A 22,848-nucleotide genomic window follows, 5' to 3' on the forward strand; every position below is an offset into this window, starting at 1 on the left:
ACGAAATGATGCTTTTGTCAAGCCCTGTTTTGAATTATTACGAAAAAAATCCTCCTACCCTCTCATTTCTGAGGGTAGGAGGATTTGTCAGCTTAACTTACTGACATTGGGTCCAGGCCGCGGGTATTTTTTTAAAATTCATAGACAAGACAGGAATTGTTGTTATAATATAAATTGGGTTTGTATGGAAGCGGCCTGGCCGCTTTTTGATTCGGGGCCGCGCCTGGCGAATGGCGTTGATAGTTGATTGGGAGGCCTTGGATCACCGGTTTTACAGAAAGAAAGGATCGATCAACATGGAAATCAACGGACAGACCGTTGGCGAGAGCGCCCGCTATGATGAAATGGGCCTCTCCCCCGAGCTTCTGCGTGCCATCGGAGAGAAAGGCTATGTCACCGCCACCGCCGTTCAGACGGGGGCCATCCCCTATTTTATGGACTGGAAAGATGTCATTGCAAAGGCTCCCACCGGCACGGGGAAAACCTTTGCCTTTGGCATCCCCATGGTAGAGCACATTGACCCCCAGGATGACAGTGTCCAGGCTCTGGTACTGGCCCCCACACGGGAGCTGGCCATCCAGATTCAGGACGAGCTGCGGGACCTGTGTACCTTTAAAGAGGGTGTGCGGGTGGTGTGCCTCTATGGGGGACAGCCCATTGAAAAGCAGATCACCCAGCTGAAAAAGCGCCCTCAGATCGTGGTGGCCACCCCTGGGCGGCTGATGGACCACATGAAACGGCGCACTGTCCGCCTGGATAAGGTTCAGACCGTGGTACTGGACGAGGCCGACCGGATGCTGGACATGGGCTTTGTCCGGGATGTCACCCATATTTTGGATAAAATGCCCCAGCGTCGGAATCTGGGCATGTTTTCTGCCACCATCTCCCGTGAGGTGCTGGATATCTCCTGGGTCTACCAGCGCGACCCGGTGGAGATCACCGTCCAGGCCGATCAGGAAAACCGTCCCGACATTGCCCAGTATCGGCTGGATGTGGAGCGCAACGAGAAAGCAGACACCATGGCCCGGCTGCTGGAAATGGGGGGCTATGAGCGTGTCATTGCCTTCTGCAACACCAAGAACATGACCGACCGTCTCACCGGACTTCTGTCCATGCGGGGCATTCCTTGCCAGGCCATCCACGGAGACATTCCACAATCCTCCCGTGAGAAAACCCTGCAAAAATTCCGGGATGGCAAGCTCCGGGTTCTGGTGGCCACAGATGTAGCCGCCCGCGGACTGGATATTGACGACGTGGATGCCGTCTTTAACTATGACGTCCCCGATGAAAACGAATATTATATCCACCGCATCGGCCGCACTGGCCGGGCAAAGCGCCACGGGGTGGCCTTCTCCCTGGTGTCCACCGTTACCGAGGGGATTCGTCTGGATGACATTCAGAAAAATACCGGCAGCGACATCCGCACGGTCTACTTCAACGACAAAGGCGATCTGGTGTCAGCGGTGAAGAAATGAGACGGATTTCTCTCAAGGGCGGCTTCTGGCTAAACCTCTTCTCCTGTCTGCTCATCCCTGGGTATACCCTGTGGTTTGCCGGGAGCGTGGCATGGTTTCGCACCAACTTCTCCGTCATCGCCGTCACCGGTGTGGATAACTATCGCGGTTTTATTTACTGGGGCATTCTTTTGGGCGGCTACTTCTGCATTATGCTCACCCGGCTGTCTCTGGTCCTGCCCCGCTTTTGGCAAAGGGTGGCTCTGCGGCTCATCACGCTGGGCGCTTGCCTGTCCCTTGCCTATGCTCTGGCTATTCCCTACCTCCCGGCCTACTTCCCCAAATATGCCACTCTGCACGTGGTGTTGGCCGCCCTGGCCAGCGTACTTTTGATGGTGGCCCTTCTGCTGTGCCTGCTTTCCCTCCGGCGGGGGGAACGCGAAAAATACCGGGGACTGCTGCGGGCATGGGTCCTGATCGCCATATTCAGCGCAATTCTCTTCTGCATCCCGCAAATGGTCTCCTCGGCCCTGGAGGTATTCTTCTCCATCTCCTCTGTCCTCTTGACCCGAAAGCTTTGGATTACCTGCAATGCGGATCACCGACCTCACTCCCATTAAAATTTTTATCAATCTTTCATCTTCTCCCCATGGATTTTTTAACCCGGAAGGCGTATCCTGTTAGCAGAGGGAGCAAACGCTCCCTCTGTATACACGACATTTCATAAAGGAGTGATTTATATGGGAGGCAAGCGGCTCTACCGGACCGAATATCAATATAAAATGCTGTGCGGTGTATGCGGCGGGATTGCCGAATATTTTGATATCGACCCCACCCTGGTGCGGGTAGGCTGGGTCATTGCGGCGTTTATGGGCTCTCTGGGAATCTGGGCCTATATCATCTGCGCCATCATTATGCCAAAGAAAAGCGACATCTACCCCGGCTGCTAAGAGAAAGGAGGCCCTTTTATGCTCCTCACCCGTCCTTCCGTTCCCGATGACGTCCCTGCCCAGCGCCACCTGTGGCAGCTGGCCTTTGGCGATGGGGATGCCTATGTGGACAACTTCTATTCCTCCTATTACCGTCCCGAGCGGGTACTGGTTCTGGAGGAGGATGGACAGGTCCGCTCCATGACCGCTTGGTTTGACACCACCTTCGTGGTGCCGGGGAAAGGGGCATACCGGGCTGCCTACCTCTATGCGGTGGCCACCCATCCGGATTGCCGGGGACGGGGACTGGCTGGAAAGCTGCTCTCTGACGCCGACGCTTATTTTCAAACCCTGGACATTCCAGCCGTAACCACTGTCCCGGCTGAGCCATCCCTTCACCATTTTTTTGCCGCCAACGGCTTTGGGGAGTGCTTCCGCCATTTCGAAGGAACACTATCCCCCTCAGAACTCCCCCCGCCTCCCCAGACTGCTCTTCTTTGTGCGGCTTCCCCCATGGAATACGCTGCCACACGGGAACCTCTTCTGGCCGCAATTGCTCATATTGCCTATCCCGAAGATGCGCTGCGGTATCAGGTGGGCTGCTGCACCCTGGACGGAGGCGGACTGTTTTGTGCCTCCACCAGCGCCGGGCCGGTCTGTCTGTGCGCAGAGGGGGCAGGAGATGGAACCGTGATGGTCAAAGAGCTGCTGGGCAGCCCCGCTGCCTGCCGTCTGGCATTGGCAGACCTGCCTCGGGTCGCCCCGGCACAGCGCTGGCTGGTGCGCACCCCCCGGCTTCCAGAGGAGAGCGCCGCCAACTGCTCCAAGGGACAATTTGGAATGCTCAAGTGGCTTGATTCGTCGCTCCATAGGGCCTGGGATTGGTCCACCACCGGTTATCTTGGCTTAGCCTTTGACTGATTTCTTGCATATTGTCTAAAAACGGCTGTTTCTTTTTGTGGATTCAGCCGTTTTTTATGTTCCTCCCCCTCTGTTCCACAGCTTTTTCGTTGTGGTAACCTCCACAAAATAAATGCTTTACTCTGGGGCATTTTATGATATGATATACATATCAAAGCACAACAGAAGCTTTTCTGCTTGATTTACATCGGAAATATCAATTATGAAAGGTTTCTGTCAAAAAACCACCGAAATTATATTTAGGAGGAATGCTGCTATGAATCAGTACATCGAGAGAGTTCTGAACGACACCAAGACCAAGAATGCCAACGAGCCCGAGTTCCTGCAGACCGTTGAGGAGGTCCTCAGCTCCCTGGAGCCCGTTATCAACGCCCACCCCGAGTATGAGAAGGCCGCTCTGCTGGAGCGTATGGTCGAGCCCGAGCGCACCATCGAGTTCCGCGTGACTTGGGAAGATGACAACCACGTCTGGCACGTCAACCGTGGCTACCGCGTTCAGTACAACGCGGCCCTCGGCCCCTACAAGGGCGGCATCCGCTTTGACCCTTCCGTTAACCTGTCCATCATCAAGTTCCTGGGCTTCGAGCAGGTCTTTAAGGACGCTATGACCGGCCTGCCCATCGGCGGCGCCAAGGGCGGCTCCGACTTCGATCCTCGCGGCAAGAGCGACGCCGAGGTCATGCGTTTCTGCCAGGCCTTCATCAGCGAGCTGTATCGCCACATCGGCCAGGACATCGACTGCCCCGCCGGCGACCTGGGCTGCGGCGGCCGTGAGATCGGCTATATGTATGGTCAGTACCGCCGTCTGGTGGGCGCTGCTGAGTTCGGCGCTCTGTCCGGCAAGGCTGTCTGCACCGGCGGTTCCATCCTGCGTCCCGAGGCCACCGGCTACGGCGCTGTCTACTACCTGGTAGAGGCCCTGAAGCACGACGGCGAGTCCATCGAGGGCAAGCGGATCGCTATCTCCGGCTACGGCAACGTGGGCTGGGGCATCATGAAGAAGGCTGCTGAGCTGGGCGCCAAGGTCACCTACTTTGCCGGCCCCGACGGCTACATCCACGATCCCGACGGCGTGGACACCGAGGAGAAGCTCAACTACATCCTGGAGATGCGCGCCAAGGATCCTATGCACTGCCAGCCCTACGCCGAGAAGTTCGGCTGCGAGTTCGTGCCTGGCCAGAAGTGCTGGGGCGTCAAGGACGTGGACATCTACATGCCCGCCGCCACTCAGAACGACGTCAACATGGAGTGGGCCGAGAAGATCGCTGCTTCCGGCGTGAAGTACTACATCGAGGTCGCTAACATGCCCACCACCAACGAGGCTCTGGAGTTCCTGAAGAGCCAGAAGCACATCGTTGTCGCTCCCTCCAAGGCTGTTAACGCCGGCGGCGTGTCCGTGTCCGAGCTGGAGATGGCTCAGAACGCCGAGCGTCTGTACTGGTCCGCTGAGGAAGTCGACGCCAAGCTGCAGGGCATCATGAAGAACATCTATCACTCCTCCGTGGAGGTCGCCGAGCGCTATGGCCTGGGCTACGATCTGGTGGCCGGTGCCAACATCGTGGGCTTCCAGAAGGTTGCTGACGCCATGATGGCTCAGGGTATCTTCTAATTTCTCCCTCTTCTATACAACATAATGTCGGGGAGCTCTTCGGAGCTCCCCGACATTATTTTATCCTTTCGGCCATATGATTTTTCCGTCCTTAAAGGTAGCCGCCACCTGGATCTCCCGCAGCTTCTCTTTGGGGATATCCAATGGATTTTCGCTCAGCAGAACAAAGTCCGCCTGCTTGCCCGGCTCGATGGTTCCCAACCGATCTTCCCAGAAATACTGGTAGGCCGCACCTGCCGTTACAGCACGAAGTCCTTCCTGGACTGAGACACACTCCTGCGCGCCCAAGTGCACCCCCTGCCGGGTCATGCGGTTGGCGGCGCACCACACGGTCTCCAGCATGTCAGGCTGTATCACAGGAGCATCCTGATGGAATGTCACAGGAATTCCCCATTGCAGCGCACTGTGTACCGGGCTGATCTGCGCTGCCCGTTCCAGCCCGAAGTTGCGGATGTGAGTATCACCCCAGTGGTATACATGGGCTACAAAGAAGGACACGACCGCTCCCAGCTTTTTGACGCGCTCCAGCTGATCCAGCCCCAGCAGCTGTCCGTGAATGATCACCGGCCGAAGCTGGGCCAGCTCCGGGTGCTTGTTCTCCGCCTGTTCCAGACAGCGCAGAAACTGCTCCGCAGCACCGTCTCCGTTGCAGTGGCACAGCAGCTGTGTCTTGTGTGCCCAGGCAAACTCCATCGCTTCCAGCACCTGCTCGTCCGACATGGTACCGTACCCACAGTACTCTCTCTCCCCCATATAGGGTGTGCGCATCCAGGCAGTGCGTCCCTGGGGTGAGCCATCCAGAAAGATTTTGACCCCCCCGATTCTAAGATGTGCCTGGGGCGGCAGGCAGCCAAATTCCTCCATCGCCTTTTCATAGCAATCCGGAGAAGGATAGGCCACCAAGTCCAGTTTCAGCAGCTTCTGCTCCAACAGCATGTGGTACAGAGGAAACATCTCTTTTACCACCATCCCATCCTGCATGGTGGTAATACCGTGGGCGGCGTATTTTTCCTGTGCCTTACCGAATACCTCTAAAAGGTCCTTGGGATCTGGAGAAGGGATCTGCTTTAAACAGGCAATGAAGGCGTTTTCTTCCAAATAGCCGGTTAACTTTCCTTCTTTTACCTCGATTCTTCCCCCCTCCGGCACAGGGGTCTCCGGCGTAATCCCCAGCGCCTCCAGGGCCATCGTATTCATCAGCCCCATGTGTCCCGACTTATGGTGGATCACCAACGGGTACCCCGGCGCCATGGCATCCAACTGTTCCAACGTGGGATGCTTTCCTCCCGGAAGCTGGTTATGGTCATAATCCCGTGCCTGTACCCATGTGCCGGGCGCAGGCTTTGTCTCCAGCAGGAATTCCTTCACGCGCTGGCAAATTTCCTCTACGCTCTGGGTGCCGTTCAAGGACGCCTGAAGGCAGGCATATGCCATTTGAGAAAAGTGGCTGTGGGCGTCGATAAATCCCGGCATGAGCGTCCCCTGAAATTGGATTTCCTTACAGCCTCCGCCCATTTTTTTCAGCTCTGCCCCGCGCCCCACCGCGCGGATCACACCATCCTCCACCAGCACAGCCTCGGCATACATGGGTTCAGCCATGGTCAACACCTGGCCCAGATACAGCTCTCTCACGTTCATTCCTCCATTCTGTTAAATTGTCCGTTCCTTTTAGTCTCTTCCAGCTTGTTTTTTCTATACCATCCATATAAAACAGCAGAACCGCCCCCACAAGGGCGGTTCCTTTGTCAGTTCGTCTCCAGAGGCAGCAGCTTCTTTCTCTGGAACAGGAACAGCGTCAGTGTGGTGGACGAGGCCAGAATATCCGCCACTGGCTCTGCAATATAGATTCCCAACACATTGCCCATAGCCCAGGGCAGCAGCAGCGCCAGCGGGATCAGCAGGATCACTTTCCGCAGCAAGGCCAAAAAGAGGCTGGTTTTCGCCTGTCCCATGGCCATAAAAGCGGACTGGCAGGCCATCTGGGCACCAAAGGCCCAGATTCCGCCAAAGAAGATGGGCATCATCGTTCCGGTCAGTTCCACCAGCTCCGGATCATCACTAAAGATGAGGGCCAGCTGCTCGGGGATGAGGGAAACCACCAGAAACGCACAGACCGTCACTGTGAGGGTGACTTTCAGCAGCAATTTGAACGTCTTGCGCACCCGCTGGTAGTTTTGAGCCCCGTAGTTATAGCTCATCAGAGGCTGCACACCCTGGGTAATTCCCTGAGTAGGCATGACCACCATCTGCATAACGCTCTGCATAATGGTAAGGGTGCCCACATACAGGTCACCTCCATAGCGCTGAAGGCCCGTATTGAGTACCACGGTGACCAAACTCTCTGTAGACTGCATGATAAACGGCGCAACTCCCAAAGCTGCAATTTTGCTGATCACGCTCCAGTTGGGGCGCAGATTGGCTCTGCGGATGCGCAGTCCCGACCGTCCGGAACATAGGAAACCTACCACCCAGCAGGCACTGATCCCCTGAGAAATCACGGTGGCAATGGCCGCTCCGCGTACCCCCATGTTGAACGCAAAGATAAACACCGGGTCCAGAATAATATTCAGCACCGCGCCGATAAGCACGGAGCACATAGCCACCATAGCCTTTCCCTGGGCGCTGATAAAGGTATTGAGTCCCAGGGCATACTGGACAAAAATCGTGCCCAGCAGGTAGATGGAGATATAGTCCACCGCATAGCCGATGGTATCCGCAGATGCTCCAAAGGCCATGAGGACAGGTTCCTTAATGATGGAAAATAGCACCGTCAGCACCACTGAGGTGCACAAAAGCATGGTGGTGGAGCTGCCCAGAATCTTCTCCGCTCCATCCCGGTCCCCTGCTCCCAATCGGATGGATGCCAACGGCGCGCCGCCCATACCGGCAAAGGCCGCAAAAGCGGAAATCAGCATAATAATGGGAAAGGTGATTCCCAAACCAGTAAGGGCGGTCCGCCCCACCTCAGGAATATGCCCAATGTAGATCCGGTCTACAATGTTATAGAGCATATTGATAACCTGTGCCGCCACCGCCGGTACCGCCAGTTTTAGCATCAACATACCAATGGGAGCGCTGGCAAGGGCTTCCTCACTGCTGCGATTGATACGCGCCAACTTAGGTCCTTCCTCTCGTCAATTTTTGTGGTAAAAGGTAGTATATCACAGTTTCCCAAGTAAGAAAAGCGGAATTGTGTGAACACAATTCCGCTTACTCTTAAAATTTTGCGCCACCGAACTCCGCCAGCTTCAGACCCTTGTTCCGGTCCTGTACCCACTGGATGGACCACTGGGACGCAAACAGCAGCAGCTGGTTGCCCTTGTAGTCCTCCACCAGCTTTGCATCGTTGGGAAGAAGCAGGTCCTCTTCCTTCAGAAGAGGCGCGTCCTCATCCTCCCGCACGATCCACCGCAGGTACTCAAAGGGCAGGCCCTCCTTGTAGAGCTCCACATTGTATTCGCTGCGCAGGCGGTACTCCAGCACGTCAAATTGCAGGGTACCCACCACGCCTACAATGACCTCCTCCATGCCGGTGTAGGGGGTCTTGAAGATCTGGATGGCGCCCTCCTGGGCGATCTGTTCCACACCCTTCAAAAACTGCTTGCGCTTCATGGTGTCAATGGAGCGGATGCGTTCAAAGTGTTCCGGGGCAAAGGTGGGGATGGGGTCAAAGGCAAACTTTTTCCCTGGTGCGCACAGCGTATCTCCGATGGAGAAGATGCCCGGATCAAAGACACCAATGATGTCTCCGGCATAGGCCTCCTCAATGATCTCCCGCTCGGCAGCCATCAGCTGCTGGGGCCGGGACAGGCGGATCTTCTTGCCGCCCTGCATGTGGTAGACTTCCTTGTCCGCCTCAAACTTGCCGGAAACCACCCGCATAAAGGCGATCCGGTCCCGGTGGGCCTTGTTCATGTTGGCCTGAATTTTAAACACAAAGGCGGAAAAGTTTTCATCAAAGGAATCGATGACCTCATCCCCTGCCTTTCGGGGCAGCGGAGCGGTGGTCATGCGCAAAAACTCCTCAAGGAAGGGTTCCACACCAAAGTTGGTCAGCGCAGAACCAAAGAACACGGGAGACAGCTTCCCGTGGCGCACCCGGTCCAGGTCAAAATCACAGGAAGCTCCGTCCAGAAGCTCAATTTCGTCCACCAGCTGGTCCCGCTTGGATTGGCCGATCAGGTCGGCCAGGGCGGGGTCGTCGGGCTCAATCACCGTGGCAGTGGCCGCCTTGGCGTTGGTGTTGGAGGTGAAGTGGATGACCTTCCGGTTCTGCCGGTCGTAGACACCCTTAAATTCCTTGCCGCAGCCAATAGGCCAGTTCATGGCATAGGTGTCGATGCCCAGCTCATATTCCAACTCCTCACACAGCTCAAAGGGATCCCGTGCCTCCCGGTCCATCTTATTGATGAAGGTGAAGATAGGGATGTCCCGCATGGCACAAACCTTAAAAAGCTTTCGGGTCTGGGCCTCCACGCCCTTGGCCGCATCGATGACCATGACGGCGGAGTCGGCAGCCATAAGGGTGCGGTAGGTGTCCTCCGAGAAGTCCTGGTGGCCGGGGGTGTCCAGAATGTTGATGCAAAAGCCCTCATACTGGAACTGCATAACAGAAGAAGTGACCGAGATACCACGCTGCTTCTCGATCTCCATCCAGTCAGAGGTGGCTGCCCGTGTATTCTTCTTTCCCTTCACCTGTCCAGCCTGCGCAATGGCTCCGCCATAGAGGAGGAATTTCTCCGTCAGAGTCGTCTTACCGGCGTCCGGGTGGGAGATAATGGCAAAGGTTCTTCTGCGTTTGATTTCCGCTTCATAATTCGACAAAAGGGTCCACTCCCTTACATAGATTCAAATATAAGCATATTATTTTACCATAATAGCCCACCTTATCGCAAGTAAAACCGCAAAAAGAAAGACGGAAATCCGAAGATTTCCGTCTTTGTGTCAGAAAATCAATTAGGCCAGCTTGGCGCCGTTGACCTTGACGCCGGGGCCCATGGTGGCAGCCACGGTGCAGCTCTTGATGTACTGACCCTTGGCAGCAGCGGGCTTAGCCTTGATGATCGCGCCCATGATGGCGTTGAAGTTCTCGCTGAGCTTCTCAGCGCCGAAGGAGACCTTGCCGATGGGGCAGTGGATGATGTTGGTCTTGTCCAGACGGTACTCCACCTTACCGGCCTTGATCTCGTGGACGGCCTTGGTCACATCCATGGTGACGGTGCCGGCCTTGGGGGAGGGCATCAGGCCCTTGGGGCCCAGAACCTTACCCAGACGGCCCACAACACCCATCATGTCGGGAGTGGCAACCACAACGTCAAAGTCGAACCAGTTCTCCTTCTGGATCTTCTCCACCAGATCCATCTCGCCCACATAGTCGGCGCCGGCCTCACGGGCCTCGTCGGCCTTGGCGGCCTTGGCAAACACCAGCACGCGCTGGGTCTTGCCGGTGCCGTGGGGCAGCACGATGGCGCCACGGACCTGCTGGTCAGCGTGACGGGAGTCAACGCCCAGCTTCACGTGCAGCTCGACGGTCTCGTCGAACTTAGCGGTGGCGGTGTCCACCACCAGCTTCATAGCCTCGTCAGTGTCATACAGCGCGTTCTTGTCGATCTTCTTGGCGCTGTCCTGATATTTCTTACCTCTAAACATCTTCTACCCTCCTTACTCGCCCACCAGGATACCCATGGAGCGGGCAGTGCCGGCGATCATGCTCATAGCGGCCTCGATGCTGGCGGCGTTCAGGTCGGGCATCTTGGTCTCGGCAATCTTGCGGACGTCTTCCTTGCTGATGGTGGCAACCTTGTTCTTGTTGGGCACACCGGAAGCCTTCTCCAGGCCACAGGCCTTCTTGATCAGCACGGGAGCGGGGGGAGTCTTGGTGATAAAGGTGAAGGAGCGGTCAGCGTAGACGGTGATGATGACAGGAATGATCATGCCCACGTCATTCTTGGTCCGCTCGTTGAACTCCTTGGTGAAAGCGGCAATGTTCACGCCGTGCTGGCCCAGAGCGGGACCAACAGGGGGAGCGGGGGTTGCCTTGCCGGCGGGGATCTGCAGTTTTACATATCCAGTTACTTTCTGTGCCACGAAAGAGCACCTCCATTTGAAAAATGTGGTCGTTTGGCGGGACCTCTCCGGTCCCTCCCACGTTCATGCGGCAAACGCCGCAAGAGTTTTTTCGGTTGTCGCGCCGTTATCTTCCCTGCTCGGGAATTCGGCACTTCTGGTTGTCATGCCTCGCCTGTTCGCCACACGCGGCTCCCCTTCGCCTCGAGACATAAACATTCGGGCTTTGCCCTCTTTGGTTTATATCCCTCGCTCCGGTCCATCCGCGCTGCTCACAACAGCTCGGGCACTTCTTATTCATTAGCGGGCTCCACCTGGTCCAGCTCCAGCTCCACGGGGGTTTCCCGTCCAAACATGGACACCACCACGCGGACCTTGTTGTGATCCAGGTCGATCTCCTCCACAGTGCCCAGGAAGGATTCCAGGGCGCCGTCGGTGATGCGTACGGTGTCGCCCAGCTGATAGCTGACTACGATCTCCCGCTTCTCCACCCCAAGGGCGGCCACGTCGGCATCGGAGAGGGGGATGGCCTTGTTGCCCTCGCCCAAAAATCCGGTGACGCCGCGGATATTGCGCACCACATGCCAGGTCTCGTCGTTCATCACCATCTTCACCAGCACATAGCCGGGGAACACCTTGCGCTCCACTTCCTTGGGGCCATTGTCGGTGATCTCGGTGACGGTCTCCAGGGGGATACTGATCTCATGGATCAGCTCCTGCATGCCGCGGTTCTCAACGTACTTTTCAATGGTGGCCTTCACCGTATTCTCATAGCCGGAATAGGTGTGTACCACATACCAATTCGCATTGTCAGCCATCTGCTTCACCTTAGCCCAGCTTTGTGAGGATCAGCTCGATAGCCTGTCCAGCCACAAAGTCAAACAGCCAGATAAACACACCCACAATAACGACGCAGGCAATGACGATCAGGGTATTGTTGATGGTCTGCTTGCGGGTGGGCCACTGAACCTTCTTCAGCTCGCTCTTCATGTCTTTGAACCACTTAGCGGCGCGGGCGAAGAAACCGGGCTTTGACTTTTTCTCGGCCTTCTTGTCCTTTTTAGCCTGGACGGCCTGCTCTACCTTTTCGTTCTCAGCCATTATTACCCTTCTTTCATGTCAGCCTTCTGGGACAAATTACTTCGTCTCATTGTGAACAGTGTGCTTTCTGCAGAAGGGACAATACTTGTTCAGCTCCAGACGGTCGGGGGTATTCTTCTTGTTCTTCATGGTGTTGTAGTTTCTCTGCTTGCACTCAGAGCACCGGAGGGTGATCTTAATGCGAGCGCCGGCCTTACCTGCCATTTGTCGGCACCTCCTTTTTAATTTCCACAGGGTCTCCGAACGAATCTTTACCAAAAAGAAAACGCCGGACACGGCCTGCCTTTTGCCGAATCCAGCGCCCGCGGGCGCACTGGGACGCCCAGGGTCACGGTGAAGATTCGGCTTTTGTTTGCCTCCCTGTGTTCCAAGATTTGGTCCAGGGGATCGTGCGTCAAACACCGTAAAAATGCGCACGACAAATAAGCCCCTTTTCACAGGTATAGATACTATACCACTTCTTCCCTGCCGCGTCAAGCATTTTCTTTTTATATTTGTTAGATTTCCGTTAAAAGACAGAAAATAGATTTGCATTCCGCTCTGTGGTATGTTATACTCCTGACTAAAATACACATATCTCATGTAGTATTTTCCAGTTTTGCCCAAAAATATTTAAAAAATGGAGTTGATCGTTTCCTTATGGATCTTGACAGTGCCAGTATCGGAATGTTAGTTGCCCTTGTTATTTTGGTGGCCATGTCCGCCTATTTTTCCGCTACTGAAACCGCATTCACCTCTCTCAACCGCATCCGTCTGAAAAACAAAGCCGACAACGGCAGCCGCCGGGCCGCGAAAACCCTGGCCCTGGCGGAAGAATATGACAAGCTTCTCTCCACCATCCTGATCGGCAACAACATTGTCAACAACGTGGCCACCACCGTGGGCGCGGTGCTGTTTATCAAGCTGGTGGGCGAGCAGCGGGGGCCCGCGGTCTCCGCCACAGTGCTGACCATCGTGATTCTGATTTTCGGCGAGGTCTCCCCCAAGAGCCTGGCCAAGGAGCACCCGGAGCAGTTTGCCATGTTCTCCGCTCCCCTGCTGAAGCTCTTTATGATTTTGCTCACCCCGGCGAATTTCCTCTTTGGTCAGTGGAAGAAACTGCTGAGCATTGTGTTCCGCAACAGTGAGGATGATGGCATCACCGAGGAAGAGCTGGTGGGCATGGTGGACCAGGCGGAAACCGAGGGCGGTCTGGACGAGCACGAAAGCGACCTGATCCGCAACGCCATTGAATTTACCGACCTGGAAGTATCCGAGATCCTCACCCCCCGAGTGGATCTGGTGGCCGCCGAGGAAGACAGCTCCATGGAGGAAGTGGCCGCCCTGTTTGCTGAGAGCGGCTACTCCCGGATCCCCATCTATCACGAGACCATTGACAACATTGTGGGTGTCATCCACGAAAAGGACTTTTACGCCGCCCGCTACCGTGGGGAGACCATGGTGAAAAACCTGAAGTCCCCCGTCTTTTACACCACGGGCAACACCCAGGTATCGGAGCTTTTGCGTATCCTTCAAAAGAATAAAGCCCACATGGCCGTGGTGGTGGATGAGTACGGCGGTACCCAGGGTATCGCCACCCTGGAAGACATTCTGGAGGAGCTGGTGGGCGAAATCTGGGATGAGCACGACGAGGTCATTGAGACCTTCCAGAAGCAGTCTGACGGCAGCTACCTCATCGCCTGCTCTGCCGACCTGGACGATATGTACGACCTGTTCCAGGTAAAGGGAGAATGCGATGCCGCCACCGTCTCCGGCTGGGTGATGGAGCAGGTGGGCCGGGTCCCCGAGGTAGGCGACCACTTCCAGGCCGAGGGCCTGGATGTCACCGTTACAAAGGTGGAGCACCGCCGGGTGCTGGAGATCCAGGTGCGCACTCTGGAGGAGCCGGAAACCTGATTTTCCCATAAACATAAGGTCTGGGACCATACAATTTGTATGGTCCCAGATTTTTTATACCTTTTGTATTCACTCATTCCCCATTTACCGGGATATCCACCCCGCACACAGTCACATAGTCCACCTGGCTGGGGTCAATGATCCGGTCGGGCATGCCGTAAACCGGAATGGGCTCATACTCCATCCGCCGCTCCACATAGCACTCCCCGGCGTAGGCGTGGTCCTCGGTCTCAAAGCCGTCCTGGCATCTGGACAGCACTGCCGTCCGGGGCACAATGACCGTCCCGTCCTTCATGTGGAGCTCCACCTCCAAGGCGCCCCAGCAGTCCATCTCCCCATAGGCCGACCGCAGACCCTCCCGGATGGTTTTTCCCGCCTGAAGGTCCGCCTCTGTTGCCTCTACCCAGTGGTGCTGGTAGCAGGACCCCCCCTCCACTCGGGCAAGGGCCCGGAAGGGAGAGATCTCCAGCTGGGTCAGGGTGGTCGTGCCGTCCAGATAGGGAAGCTCCAGATCAGGGGTCAGGCGGATGGTCTCATTGGGATAGTTCAGCTCCACATCCTCAAATACCACATTCCCCTCCCAAAGAGGGAGCTTCACCCATTCCTCCTTTTCCCAGTTCCAGCCGTCCCATTGGAGCGGTTTCAGAACAATGTCCGCCGTCTCGCCCACCACCGAATTGAGGATAGGCCAGCCGGAGCAGTAGGTGATGGTCCTTGTCTGCTCATCCCAGGTGAATTTCGATGTGCCGCTGCCGTATATTCCCTCACCGTTCTCCGCCTCCAGGTCCCACTCGGTGTATAAATCAAGATACTCCTCCGGTGGCTCATAGACAAAGTCTTTGGGCGCCCTTATCTCTACCCAAATATAGAGCATCCTGTCGTCTCCCGCGCACCGGCTCAGGGTGACCTCCCAGCCATCCACGGTTTTGGTCTGCCCAATCTCACAGGTCAGCTTTTCCAGCAGCTCTTGTTCCTCTGAGGATTGGAAAGAAAAGAGTCCTCCCCAGGTTCCGTTCATCGCCGCAGCCAGGGCTCCCATCGTCAAAATCAGAGCGGCCGCAATGCCGATCACCACGCCCCGGCTTACTTTCTTTACCTTCCCCTTGGCTCCTTCTGTCATCGTTCCCTCCTGTTCCGCCGCCCGGCACAGCCGCTGGGCCAGCTCCGCCTGTTCCTCCTGGGTAAACCGGATGTTCGCAAAGCCCTCTTTGATTCCTTTCATCGTCCCACCTCCAGTTCTTTGGCCAGCAGCTTCCGGCTTCGGCTCAGCCGTTTTCGGGCCGCTGCCGGGGTGCAGGAGCACAACTTGGCAATCTCGTCCAGGCTGTATCCCTCATAATAAAAGAGGTACACCGCCGCCCCGTAGTGCTCCGGCAGGGCACGGATGAGCTCCATCAGCTCACCGCCCTCCTCCTCCGGGGCAGGTAAGCACTCCGCCTCGTCCATTGGGACCACCCGCCGCCGCCCCGCGCTCTTCAGCAGATTTTTACAGGCGTTGATGGCCATTCTTAAAATGTAGGCTTTTTCATGCTCCCGGTCTGCAAATGCCCTGTTCTGTTCCAACAGCTTGAGAAAAATCTCCTGGCAGATATCCTGGGCGTCCTCCCGTGTGAGGGAATAGGTTAGGCACAGACGCAAAATAGGGTTGGCGTAGTCCGCAACAAACCGCTGGGCCTCTGCCGGTGAATTCCACTCCATCTGTCCCTCGACCTCCTTTCACCCATAACACAACTGAGCACGGCTCATTGTGACCGTACCGTTTCGAATCACTTATTGAATAAGCCGGGACCATACATTTTGTATAGTCCCGGCTTATAATACGTTTTGTATCTGTTTTTTCGCCTGTTTATGCCAAATGACACTCCAGATAGGTGCCTTCCGGTGTCTCCAGATACACAGGGCCGTCCCAGCCCTCTCCGGCGATCCACAGCTGGCTGCCCAAAAACACATCGCCGTCGGTATAGGGGGCGTCCTCCCCCTGGGCATAAGTGCCCACCTGGCCCAGGCTGCGGCAGCCCTCGGGCAGGGTGTCCAGTACCTGGTCCTCCTCATAGCGGTGCTGGTAGGAATAGACCTCGTCCCCCGCCGGCACCATCAGGATGAGCACCTCACCACGCAAGCCGGAGGAAGCATTCCCGCTCCCCGCTTCTTCGGGGGCCGTAGCCGTCTCAGAGGAGGCCGGTGCATCGCCGCCGGTGTTTCCGGCCCAGTCCTCGGTGGCCGCACCCGCACTGGAACTTCCCGAGGAGCTGTTGGCACTCCACCATCCGTTCTGGACTACGCCATAACCGATGGTCAGCATAATGGCCAGGCAGGCCGCCAGAGAGATCCAGGCATCCCGGTTCCACTTTTTCCGGCTCACCGGCTCCTCTGCCTCTTTGATCAGGTCGTCATCTAACAGTCCCATAGCCTCCAGCAGATGTTCCCGTGTCATACAGCCACCCCCTCCCGCTCCAACTCCGCCTTCAGCTTTTTCCGCAGGCGGTGAAGCCTGGACTTCACCTGTCCCTCCGTCATAAAAAATTCCCCTCTCAGCTCCTCCAGGCTCTCCAAGTGGAAGTACCGGCGGATAAAGAGCTTCCGGTCCAGCTCCTCCTGGCGGCGGAGAAAGGCCGAAATGATGGCTGCCGTCTCCCTGGCCTCCAGGGCCTCATCCGGGCCGTGCCGGTCCGGCAGACAGTCCTCCAGCTCGTGCAGGGCGATCTCCACCTGGTTTCCGCCCCGTTTGGCCGCTCGGACCCGGCGCCACCGGTCCAGGGAGAGGTTGCGGGTGAGTTTTCCGAAGAAGGCAGATAACATGTTGGGCCGCTGGGGGGGCATGGCATTCCAGGCATGGAGCCAGGTGTCGTTGACGCACTCCTCCGCATCCTCCTCCTGCTCCAGAATCCGCCGGGCTATGGTGTGGCAGTAGGCCCCGTATTTCTCCTGACTGGCCTCAATGGCCTGTTGGGACCGGGCCCAATAGAGGTCGATGATCTTGCCGTCCTCCACCGCAAGCCCTCCTTTCCCTGTGTTTTTCTTCATTTTAATTCATTCCGAAATGCAATACAATCCCGCTCATCCACATAGACGCAAAAAAGCGCCGGAGGTTGCTCCTCCGGCGCTTAACATTTGCGCTTACTTCAGCAGCTCAAAATCGGAAGCGGGGTGCTTGCACAGGGGGCAGATGAAGTCGGCAGGCAGCTCCTCCCCCTCATACACATAGCCGCAGACGGTACAAACCCAGCGCTTCTTGCTGCTCTCTGCGGCAGGAGCGGCGGGCTTGGGCTTGATGTGGCTCTGATAATAGGAATAGGTGGCACTGGGGGCCTGGGAGAGCACCCCGCCGTCCAGCACGTCGGCTACAAACAGGGTGTGGGTACCCAGGTCCATGGTGGAGACCACCTGGCAGGAGATCCAGGCGTTGGTGCCCTGAGTCACATAGACCACACCATTTCCGTCCCGTGCAATGTGCTCCTGAAAATCCACCAGCTTATCCACATCCCGGCCGGACTGGAAGCCAAAGCGCTGGAACAGGTCGAACTTGGCCTCCTCCGACAGCACGGACAGGGTAAACTTCCCCGTCTCCAGCACCATGTCGTGGGTATAATTGGCCTTGTTGACGGCAATGGCAATGCGGTTAGGCTCAGCAGTCACCTGGATGGCCGTGTTGGTGATGCAGCCGTTGTCCTTCTCTCCCCGGCGGGCGGACAGCACGAACAGCCCATAGCTCAGCGTGTACATAACCTTCTGGTCCATAGTCTTTCCTCCGTAAATTTGATGTGTAGGGATAGTTTTCCCAAAAAACGCCCAATTTTTTCGGTGTTTTCTCTGTTTCTTTCTGCTTTGTGAAATTGACATCCCATGGTTTTCCGCTTATACTATATCATGAATTTTTGTGTTCAGCAACTGGAGGTTTCTCTTATGTGCGGCATTACCGGTTTTGTTTCCCGCTCCGTTCCTGACCAGGGGGCCCTGAAGGCCATGGCGGACAAGATCCGCCACCGCGGTCCTGACGACGAGGGATTTTTTGTGGACGAGCATTGCGCCATCGCCCACCGCCGTCTTTCCATCATCGACCTTGCCAATGGTCACCAGCCCATGGTCAGCCAGGACGGAAATCTGGTCCTGGCCTACAACGGCGAGGTCTACAATTTTCAGCAGCTCCGGGAGGAGCTCATCGCCGCTGGGCGTACGTTCCTCACCAACTCCGACACCGAAGTCATCCTCCAGGGCTATGAGCAGTTTGGCCCGGAGTTTACCAAGCGCCTGCGGGGCATGTTTGCCTTTGTCATCTGGGACAAGGAGAAGCAGGAGCTCTACGGAGCCCGAGACCCCTTTGGCATCAAGCCCTTCTACTACGCCCAGATGGGGGACACCTTCTTCTTCGGCTCTGAGCTGAAGAGTTTCCTGCCCCATCCCGACTTCAAGAAGGAGCTGAACACCGAAGCGCTGAAGTTCTACCTCACCTTCCAGTACTCTGCCCTGGACGAGTCCTTCCTCAAAGGCGTGTTCCGCCTGCTCCCCGGCCACCAGCTTTTCTACCGGAATGGCACCGTGGAGATTTCCGCCTACCACACCTTCTCCTTCGAGCCGGAGAATGTGCCCCTGGAGAAGCGGGCTGAACAGATCCGCCAGGTGGTCACCGAGTCGGTGGACGCCCACCAGATCAGTGACGTGGAGGTGGGCGCCTTCCTGTCCGGCGGCATCGACTCCAGCGTCATCGCCTGCCTGTCCCGCCCGGACAAGACCTACTCCGTGGGCTTTGACCGGGAGGGTTTTGACGAGACGGGGGAGGCCAAAGCCCTGTGCAAGGAACTGGGGCTCAAGAACATCTCCAAGTCCATTTCCGCCCAGGAATTTTTTGACATTCTGCCCACCATCCAGTACTACGCAGACGAGCCCAACGCCAACCTGTCCACCGTCCCCCTGTACTTTCTCTCCAAGCTGGCGGCCCAGGACGTAAAGGTGGTCCTCTCCGGCGAGGGCTCTGACGAGCTCTTCGGCGGCTATATCACCTACCACACCACCAAGCCCTACCGGGCATACCGCAAGCTCCCCATGCCCATCCGCAAGGCGGTGGCCGCCGGAGTGTCCAAGCTCCCCTATTTCCATGGCCAGGGCTTCCTCACTTCCGCTGCCCAGCGGGTGGAGGACACCTTCGTGGGCCAGGCCTTCATCTTTAATAATGAGGAGGCCCAGCGGGTTCTCAAGCCCAAGTACCGCAGCAACCGCACTTTCCGGGACATTACCGCCCCCTACTACGCCAAGGTGAAAAATCAGGATGACCTCATTAAGAAGCAGTACCTGGACCTCCACCTGTGGCAGCCCCTGGACATCCTCCGCAAGGCTGACCGGATGACTATGGCCAACTCCCTGGAACTGCGGGTGCCCTACCTGGACCGTGAAGTATGGAAGGTGGCACGGGCCATCCCCAGCGACCAGAAGATGCGGGGCAAGTCCACCACCAAGTACCCCCTCCGGGTGGCCGCCGAGCCCATGCTCCCCGACGAGTGGATACGCCGCCCCAAGGTGGGCTTCCCCGTCCCCTTCATCCAGTGGCTGCGGGAGGAGAAGTACTACAACTGGGCCAAGGACCTGCTGAGCCAGGACTATGTGTCTGAGTTCTTCGATCAGAAGTACCTGCTGGACCTGCTGGAGCAGCACTACACCGGCAAGGCCAAGACCCACCGCAAGCTCTACACGGTGCTGTCCTTCCTCATCTGGTATCAGGTGTACTTCCCCGAGCAGTGCGGCGTGGAGCCCTTCCAGCCCAACTGATTTTTACGGCCCTCTCCCAGCGGAGAGGGCCGTTCTTTTTGCTCTTTGGTTGACATTGTAGACCTTTCATGTTATATTAGGTCTACAAGATAGACCTTTTGGGAGGTGAATTGGCATGGAAGAGAAAGTGCTGACCAACAGTGAGTGGTATGTGATGGACTGCCTCTGGGCCCAGGCCCCCATGACCGTGATGGAGCTGGCAGCGGCCCTGGAACAGCGCATCGGTTGGGCCAAAAGCACCACCATCACCACCCTCCACCGCATGGAGGAAAAGGGGCTCATTCGCTGTGAGATTGTGGGGCGCACCCGCCGCTATTATCCCACATTGGAGCAAAAGCTTGCCCGGCGGCAGGAGACCCGCTCCTTTCTGGAGCGGGTCTATCAGGGCAGCGTGGGTCTGATGGTATCGGCCATGACCCAGGACCGGGCCCTGAGCCGGGAGGAAATTGACGAGCTCTACGCCATCCTCCGCCGGGCGAAAGAGGAGGGATCGTGATGGAGGTTCTGATTCGTTGGGCGCTGGGTTCCTCCCTGCTGATCCTGCTGGTGCTGGCCCTGCGCTTGCTGCTCCGGGAGCGGCTGTCCGCCCGCATTCGGTACGCCCTGTGGGCGGTAGTGCTGCTGCGGCTGCTCATCCCCGTTCAGGTCCCCATGCCCCAGGCTCCCTCCCCCGTTCTTTCCCAGCGGCTGAACGACTATGTGCAGCGTGAAGACCTATACGCCTTTCGGACGGGACCGGTGGACATTCCCCAGGAATCGGAGGAGTCTATGCTCCACTCTCTCCAGCCATGGGACGTGGTCTCCTCCTCCGTCAGCTACACCAGCATTCTGGGGATTCCCTATTATCCCGGCTGTAATGTCATCACCCCCCAGGGGCTCTTCCACTACGCCTTTTACCTCCCCCTGTCCCAGGCCCTGATGCTCCTCTACGTCCTGGGGGTGGGGGTACTGGGGGCAGTGCTGCTCTGGTCCAACCGCCGTTTTTCTCGCACCCTTCGCCTGGACCGGAGGCTGGATGCCAACTGTCCGCTCCCGGTCTATGTGGTGCCCGGCCTCTCCTCCCCCTGTCTCTTTGGCCTTTGGCGGCCCAACATCTACCTTCCCCCGGAGGTAGCCCAGGATGAAACGGTCCTCCGCCACGCCCTGGCCCACGAGTACACCCACTTCCGCCACTGGGATCACATCTGGTCTGCCCTGCGCTGCCTGGTGCTGGTGCTGCACTGGTACAATCCCCTGGTCTGGGCGGCTGCCTACCTGTCCCGGCAGGACGGGGAGCTGGCCTGTGACGAGGGGGCCATCCGCCATTTGGGAGAGGACGAGCGCATCCCCTATGGCCGCACGCTTGTCTCCCTGGTCGCCCAGCGGGGTCCCCGCCCCCGTGACGTGCTCACCTGCTCCACCACCATGGCCCAGGGGAGCTGGGGCATCCGCCAGCGGGTCATCCGGCTGGTGAAGCGGCCCCACACCGTGAAAACCGCCCTGTTTCTGGCCGCGTCCGCCCTGGCCATGGTCACATTGGTGTCCTTTGTGAAGCCGCCGGAGATCCACAGCTACCAAGCCTTTCTCCAGGCTCTGGACCACTCGGACAACATTCAGAATTTCCGGCAGCCCCTGCCTGTCTACCGCCCTGACCGGGTAGAGGAAATTCGTGCCCTGCTTGCCTCCGGCCAGGAGGCCTCCGATTCCCTCCAGCCCTCCCCGGACCACGCCGGGGCATGTCCCCTGTACTGGCTGATGGTGAAGGATTGGAAAGAGACGCCTTCCTTCTACCTGTGTGACTGTGCCGGGGAGGATCGGCTGTGGATCAGCACCGGGCCGGTATCCTGGCAGTCCCTGGCCGTCTATCCCCACGGCACGGCCCAGCGCCTGACGGAGCTCACCGCTGTCCGCTTCCTCACCCTGGAGGACATCCAGCAGCAGCTGCGCCAGGCGGACACCGTCTATCTGGCCGCCAGCCCCCTGTCCAGCGACACTCCCGGTGCTGCCCTCACCGACCCGCAGCTTCTGGAGGAACTGAGAGTCCTTTTCGCCCAGGGGGAACCCTCTTCCCGTGCCTATATCTATAACCACGAAGTTCACCTCCCTGCCTGGAGCGCCCGCCTCTCCCTTCTCCCACCCCAGCAGTGGGGTGAGGAGCCCTGGGACCAGCTGCTGTTTTTGGAAGAGGAGGACGGCTGTCATGTACTCACCCTGATGCGGTGGAAGGACCAGTGGTACGACAGCATGGCCGTCCTGCCCTCCGGCGCCTCTCAGACCATTGCCGACCTCATTGCCCGCCAGACCGCCCGAGGTTGAGGGCAGGTCAAAGGGAACTTTCCCGGAAAACCACAGGCATAAGGATTGCCAAGGCGCCGCCCTTTGTGGTAAGATACCCTTGCAATTTGCCTGAGAGGTGTATGAATTCCAATGAGAATGAGAAAAAAGCCCAACCTGGTCCCCCGCATGGAGCGGTGTGCCCGGTATTTGATTGCTGACCCGGCCCAGTACCGGGGCCACTGGCGGGATCTGAAGCCCGATGCCCGTGAGCTGCGCCTGGAGATCGGCTGCGGCAAGGGCCGCTTTTCCGCGGAAACTGCCCAGCAGAACCCCGATGTGCTGTACATCGCCCTGGAGCGGGTACCCGATGCCATGGTCATTGCCATGGAGCGCTCTATGGAAAAGGGCCTGGATAATATTTTCTTTATTGACGGCGATGCCGCCCTGCTCCGGGACTACTTCGCCCCGGACGAGGTAGATCTGCTGTACATCAACTTCTGTGACCCCTGGCCCGGTCTGAAGCATGCCCGCCGCCGCCTGACCCACCCCCAGTTTTTGGTCCTCTACCGGGGCATCCTCCGGGAGGGGGGACAGATCCACTTCAAGTCGGACAACCACGACCTGTTTGAGTGGTCCCTGTTCCAGTTCCCCAAGGCGGGCTATGCCCTGTCGGAGGTCACCCGCGACCTCCACGGCAGCGGGATCTGTGGGGTCATGACCGACTATGAGGAGAAATTCCATCTCCTAGGAACCCACATCAACCGCTGTGTGGGCACCAAGGAAAAGATGGACCCGGAGCCGGAGTTTCACCCCATCGTAGGCCCCGACCCCACCCGCCGAGAAGCGTAACCATGAA

At 57.5% G+C, this 22,848-nt stretch carries 23 protein-coding genes; 10 read left to right on the plus strand and 13 right to left on the minus strand.

Going from position 1 to position 22,848, the window contains the following annotated elements; all coding sequences use genetic code 11:
• Positions 1-296: 296 nt before the first annotated feature.
• The 5 genes from ACTQ3R_RS14055 (at position 297) to gdhA (ending at position 4,913) form a co-directional block, all read left to right on the plus strand.
• The gene (locus ACTQ3R_RS14055) at positions 297-1,475 is read left to right on the plus strand and encodes a DEAD/DEAH box helicase (RefSeq protein ID WP_441779927.1); all 1,179 of its coding nucleotides are present in this window, start codon (positions 297-299) and stop codon (positions 1,473-1,475) included.
• Positions 1,472-2,074 (plus strand): hypothetical protein, encoded by a 603-nt coding sequence (locus ACTQ3R_RS14060; protein ID WP_441779928.1) that lies wholly within the window; start codon positions 1,472-1,474, stop codon positions 2,072-2,074. Before ACTQ3R_RS14055 ends, ACTQ3R_RS14060 begins: the two co-directional genes overlap by 4 nt.
• Before the next feature lie 120 nt (positions 2,075-2,194).
• Complete coding sequence (locus ACTQ3R_RS14065) at positions 2,195-2,404, plus strand: PspC domain-containing protein (protein ID WP_441779929.1); 210 nt, start codon at positions 2,195-2,197, stop codon at positions 2,402-2,404.
• Between the two features lie 18 nt (positions 2,405-2,422).
• Complete coding sequence (locus ACTQ3R_RS14070; protein ID WP_441779930.1) at positions 2,423-3,304, plus strand: GNAT family N-acetyltransferase; 882 nt, start codon at positions 2,423-2,425, stop codon at positions 3,302-3,304.
• A gap of 256 nt (positions 3,305-3,560) precedes the next feature.
• On the plus strand, positions 3,561-4,913 hold the full coding sequence (gene gdhA / locus ACTQ3R_RS14075) for an NADP-specific glutamate dehydrogenase (RefSeq protein WP_441779931.1): 1,353 nt from the start codon (positions 3,561-3,563) through the stop codon (positions 4,911-4,913).
• A gap of 60 nt (positions 4,914-4,973) precedes the next feature.
• Here the strand turns inward: gdhA and ACTQ3R_RS14080 are convergent, their stop codons facing one another.
• From ACTQ3R_RS14080 to rpmG, 8 genes are all read right to left on the minus strand, one after another.
• Positions 4,974-6,551 carry an amidohydrolase gene (locus ACTQ3R_RS14080; RefSeq protein ID WP_441779932.1) on the minus strand — a complete coding sequence of 526 codons (1,578 nt, stop codon included), beginning with the start codon at positions 6,549-6,551 and terminating at the stop codon, positions 4,974-4,976.
• A gap of 107 nt (positions 6,552-6,658) precedes the next feature.
• Positions 6,659-7,975, minus strand: coding sequence for an MATE family efflux transporter (locus ACTQ3R_RS14085; RefSeq protein WP_441779969.1), 1,317 nt, complete (start codon positions 7,973-7,975; stop codon positions 6,659-6,661).
• 154 nt (positions 7,976-8,129) lie between these two features.
• On the minus strand, positions 8,130-9,737 hold the full coding sequence (locus ACTQ3R_RS14090) for a peptide chain release factor 3 (protein WP_441779933.1): 1,608 nt from the start codon (positions 9,735-9,737) through the stop codon (positions 8,130-8,132).
• A 132-nt stretch (positions 9,738-9,869) separates the two neighbouring features.
• Complete coding sequence (rplA, locus tag ACTQ3R_RS14095; protein ID WP_441779934.1) at positions 9,870-10,562, minus strand: 50S ribosomal protein L1; 693 nt, start codon at positions 10,560-10,562, stop codon at positions 9,870-9,872.
• A 12-nt stretch (positions 10,563-10,574) separates the two neighbouring features.
• Positions 10,575-11,000: a 50S ribosomal protein L11 gene (gene rplK / locus ACTQ3R_RS14100; protein ID WP_441779935.1), complete on the minus strand. Its 426-nt coding sequence runs from the start codon at positions 10,998-11,000 to the stop codon at positions 10,575-10,577.
• A 272-nt stretch (positions 11,001-11,272) separates the two neighbouring features.
• On the minus strand, positions 11,273-11,797 hold the full coding sequence (nusG, locus tag ACTQ3R_RS14105) for a transcription termination/antitermination protein NusG (RefSeq protein ID WP_441779936.1): 525 nt from the start codon (positions 11,795-11,797) through the stop codon (positions 11,273-11,275).
• 10 nt (positions 11,798-11,807) lie between these two features.
• Positions 11,808-12,080 carry a preprotein translocase subunit SecE gene (gene secE / locus ACTQ3R_RS14110; RefSeq protein ID WP_441779937.1) on the minus strand — a complete coding sequence of 91 codons (273 nt, stop codon included), beginning with the start codon at positions 12,078-12,080 and terminating at the stop codon, positions 11,808-11,810.
• Between the two features lie 36 nt (positions 12,081-12,116).
• Positions 12,117-12,284: a 50S ribosomal protein L33 gene (gene rpmG / locus ACTQ3R_RS14115; protein WP_441779938.1), complete on the minus strand. Its 168-nt coding sequence runs from the start codon at positions 12,282-12,284 to the stop codon at positions 12,117-12,119.
• A gap of 435 nt (positions 12,285-12,719) precedes the next feature.
• Between rpmG and ACTQ3R_RS14120 the strand changes: the two genes are divergently transcribed.
• Positions 12,720-13,976, plus strand: a complete 1,257-nt coding sequence (locus ACTQ3R_RS14120) for an HlyC/CorC family transporter (protein WP_441779939.1) — start codon at positions 12,720-12,722, stop codon at positions 13,974-13,976.
• Between the two features lie 73 nt (positions 13,977-14,049).
• Here the strand turns inward: ACTQ3R_RS14120 and ACTQ3R_RS14125 are convergent, their stop codons facing one another.
• The 5 genes from ACTQ3R_RS14125 to ACTQ3R_RS14145 form a co-directional block, all read right to left on the minus strand.
• Positions 14,050-15,198: a DUF4179 domain-containing protein gene (locus tag ACTQ3R_RS14125; protein WP_441779940.1), complete on the minus strand. Its 1,149-nt coding sequence runs from the start codon at positions 15,196-15,198 to the stop codon at positions 14,050-14,052.
• Complete coding sequence (locus tag ACTQ3R_RS14130) at positions 15,195-15,674, minus strand: RNA polymerase sigma factor (RefSeq protein WP_441779941.1); 480 nt, start codon at positions 15,672-15,674, stop codon at positions 15,195-15,197. Before ACTQ3R_RS14130 ends, ACTQ3R_RS14125 begins: the two co-directional genes overlap by 4 nt.
• A gap of 148 nt (positions 15,675-15,822) precedes the next feature.
• Positions 15,823-16,410 carry a hypothetical protein gene (locus ACTQ3R_RS14135; RefSeq protein WP_441779942.1) on the minus strand — a complete coding sequence of 196 codons (588 nt, stop codon included), beginning with the start codon at positions 16,408-16,410 and terminating at the stop codon, positions 15,823-15,825.
• Positions 16,407-17,000, minus strand: a complete 594-nt coding sequence (locus ACTQ3R_RS14140) for an RNA polymerase sigma factor (protein WP_441779943.1) — start codon at positions 16,998-17,000, stop codon at positions 16,407-16,409. Before ACTQ3R_RS14140 ends, ACTQ3R_RS14135 begins: the two co-directional genes overlap by 4 nt.
• Positions 17,001-17,093: 93 nt before the next feature.
• Positions 17,094-17,714, minus strand: coding sequence for a flavin reductase (locus tag ACTQ3R_RS14145; protein ID WP_441779944.1), 621 nt, complete (start codon positions 17,712-17,714; stop codon positions 17,094-17,096).
• A 165-nt stretch (positions 17,715-17,879) separates the two neighbouring features.
• Here ACTQ3R_RS14145 and asnB point away from each other — a divergent pair, with 165 nt between their 5' ends.
• The 4 genes from asnB (at position 17,880) to trmB (ending at position 22,841) form a co-directional block, all read left to right on the plus strand.
• Positions 17,880-19,736, plus strand: coding sequence for an asparagine synthase (glutamine-hydrolyzing) (gene asnB / locus ACTQ3R_RS14150; protein ID WP_441779945.1), 1,857 nt, complete (start codon positions 17,880-17,882; stop codon positions 19,734-19,736).
• Between the two features lie 115 nt (positions 19,737-19,851).
• Complete coding sequence (locus ACTQ3R_RS14155; protein WP_441779946.1) at positions 19,852-20,232, plus strand: BlaI/MecI/CopY family transcriptional regulator; 381 nt, start codon at positions 19,852-19,854, stop codon at positions 20,230-20,232.
• A complete protein-coding gene (locus ACTQ3R_RS14160) occupies positions 20,232-22,031 on the plus strand; it encodes a M56 family metallopeptidase (protein WP_441779947.1) in 1,800 nt (599 codons plus the stop codon). The genes ACTQ3R_RS14155 and ACTQ3R_RS14160 overlap by 1 nt, the downstream gene beginning before the upstream one ends.
• A 111-nt stretch (positions 22,032-22,142) precedes the next feature.
• Positions 22,143-22,841 (plus strand): tRNA (guanosine(46)-N7)-methyltransferase TrmB, encoded by a 699-nt coding sequence (trmB, locus tag ACTQ3R_RS14165; RefSeq protein ID WP_441779948.1) that lies wholly within the window; start codon positions 22,143-22,145, stop codon positions 22,839-22,841.
• Positions 22,842-22,848: the final 7 nt, after the last annotated feature.

The organism is Lawsonibacter sp. LCP25S3_E2 (genome assembly GCF_052117285.1).
Taxonomy (GTDB): Bacteria; Bacillota; Clostridia; order Oscillospirales; family Oscillospiraceae; genus Lawsonibacter.

Bases quoted from the DNA above. Each gene is read 5' to 3' on its own strand.
- rpmG (WP_441779938.1), bottom strand. From the start codon at position 12,284: ATGGCAGGTAAGGCCGGCGCTCGCATTAAGATCACCCTCCGGTGCTCT.
- ACTQ3R_RS14135 (WP_441779942.1), bottom strand. From the start codon at position 16,410: ATGACACGGGAACATCTGCTGGAGGCTATGGGACTGTTAGATGACGAC.
- ACTQ3R_RS14160 (WP_441779947.1), top strand. From the start codon at position 20,232: ATGGAGGTTCTGATTCGTTGGGCGCTGGGTTCCTCCCTGCTGATCCTG.
- ACTQ3R_RS14140 (WP_441779943.1), bottom strand. From the start codon at position 17,000: ATGAAGAAAAACACAGGGAAAGGAGGGCTTGCGGTGGAGGACGGCAAG.
- ACTQ3R_RS14145 (WP_441779944.1), bottom strand. From the start codon at position 17,714: ATGGACCAGAAGGTTATGTACACGCTGAGCTATGGGCTGTTCGTGCTG.
- ACTQ3R_RS14085 (WP_441779969.1), bottom strand. From the start codon at position 7,975: ATGTTGATGCTAAAACTGGCGGTACCGGCGGTGGCGGCACAGGTTATC.
- ACTQ3R_RS14080 (WP_441779932.1), bottom strand. From the start codon at position 6,551: ATGAACGTGAGAGAGCTGTATCTGGGCCAGGTGTTGACCATGGCTGAA.
- asnB (WP_441779945.1), top strand. From the start codon at position 17,880: ATGTGCGGCATTACCGGTTTTGTTTCCCGCTCCGTTCCTGACCAGGGG.
- gdhA (WP_441779931.1), top strand. From the start codon at position 3,561: ATGAATCAGTACATCGAGAGAGTTCTGAACGACACCAAGACCAAGAAT.
- ACTQ3R_RS14055 (WP_441779927.1), top strand. From the start codon at position 297: ATGGAAATCAACGGACAGACCGTTGGCGAGAGCGCCCGCTATGATGAA.
- ACTQ3R_RS14130 (WP_441779941.1), bottom strand. From the start codon at position 15,674: ATGGAGTGGAATTCACCGGCAGAGGCCCAGCGGTTTGTTGCGGACTAC.
- ACTQ3R_RS14155 (WP_441779946.1), top strand. From the start codon at position 19,852: ATGGAAGAGAAAGTGCTGACCAACAGTGAGTGGTATGTGATGGACTGC.
- ACTQ3R_RS14060 (WP_441779928.1), top strand. From the start codon at position 1,472: ATGAGACGGATTTCTCTCAAGGGCGGCTTCTGGCTAAACCTCTTCTCC.
- trmB (WP_441779948.1), top strand. From the start codon at position 22,143: ATGAGAATGAGAAAAAAGCCCAACCTGGTCCCCCGCATGGAGCGGTGT.
- secE (WP_441779937.1), bottom strand. From the start codon at position 12,080: ATGGCTGAGAACGAAAAGGTAGAGCAGGCCGTCCAGGCTAAAAAGGAC.
- ACTQ3R_RS14065 (WP_441779929.1), top strand. From the start codon at position 2,195: ATGGGAGGCAAGCGGCTCTACCGGACCGAATATCAATATAAAATGCTG.
- ACTQ3R_RS14120 (WP_441779939.1), top strand. From the start codon at position 12,720: ATGGATCTTGACAGTGCCAGTATCGGAATGTTAGTTGCCCTTGTTATT.
- nusG (WP_441779936.1), bottom strand. From the start codon at position 11,797: ATGGCTGACAATGCGAATTGGTATGTGGTACACACCTATTCCGGCTAT.
- ACTQ3R_RS14125 (WP_441779940.1), bottom strand. From the start codon at position 15,198: ATGAAAGGAATCAAAGAGGGCTTTGCGAACATCCGGTTTACCCAGGAG.
- ACTQ3R_RS14070 (WP_441779930.1), top strand. From the start codon at position 2,423: ATGCTCCTCACCCGTCCTTCCGTTCCCGATGACGTCCCTGCCCAGCGC.
- rplA (WP_441779934.1), bottom strand. From the start codon at position 10,562: ATGTTTAGAGGTAAGAAATATCAGGACAGCGCCAAGAAGATCGACAAG.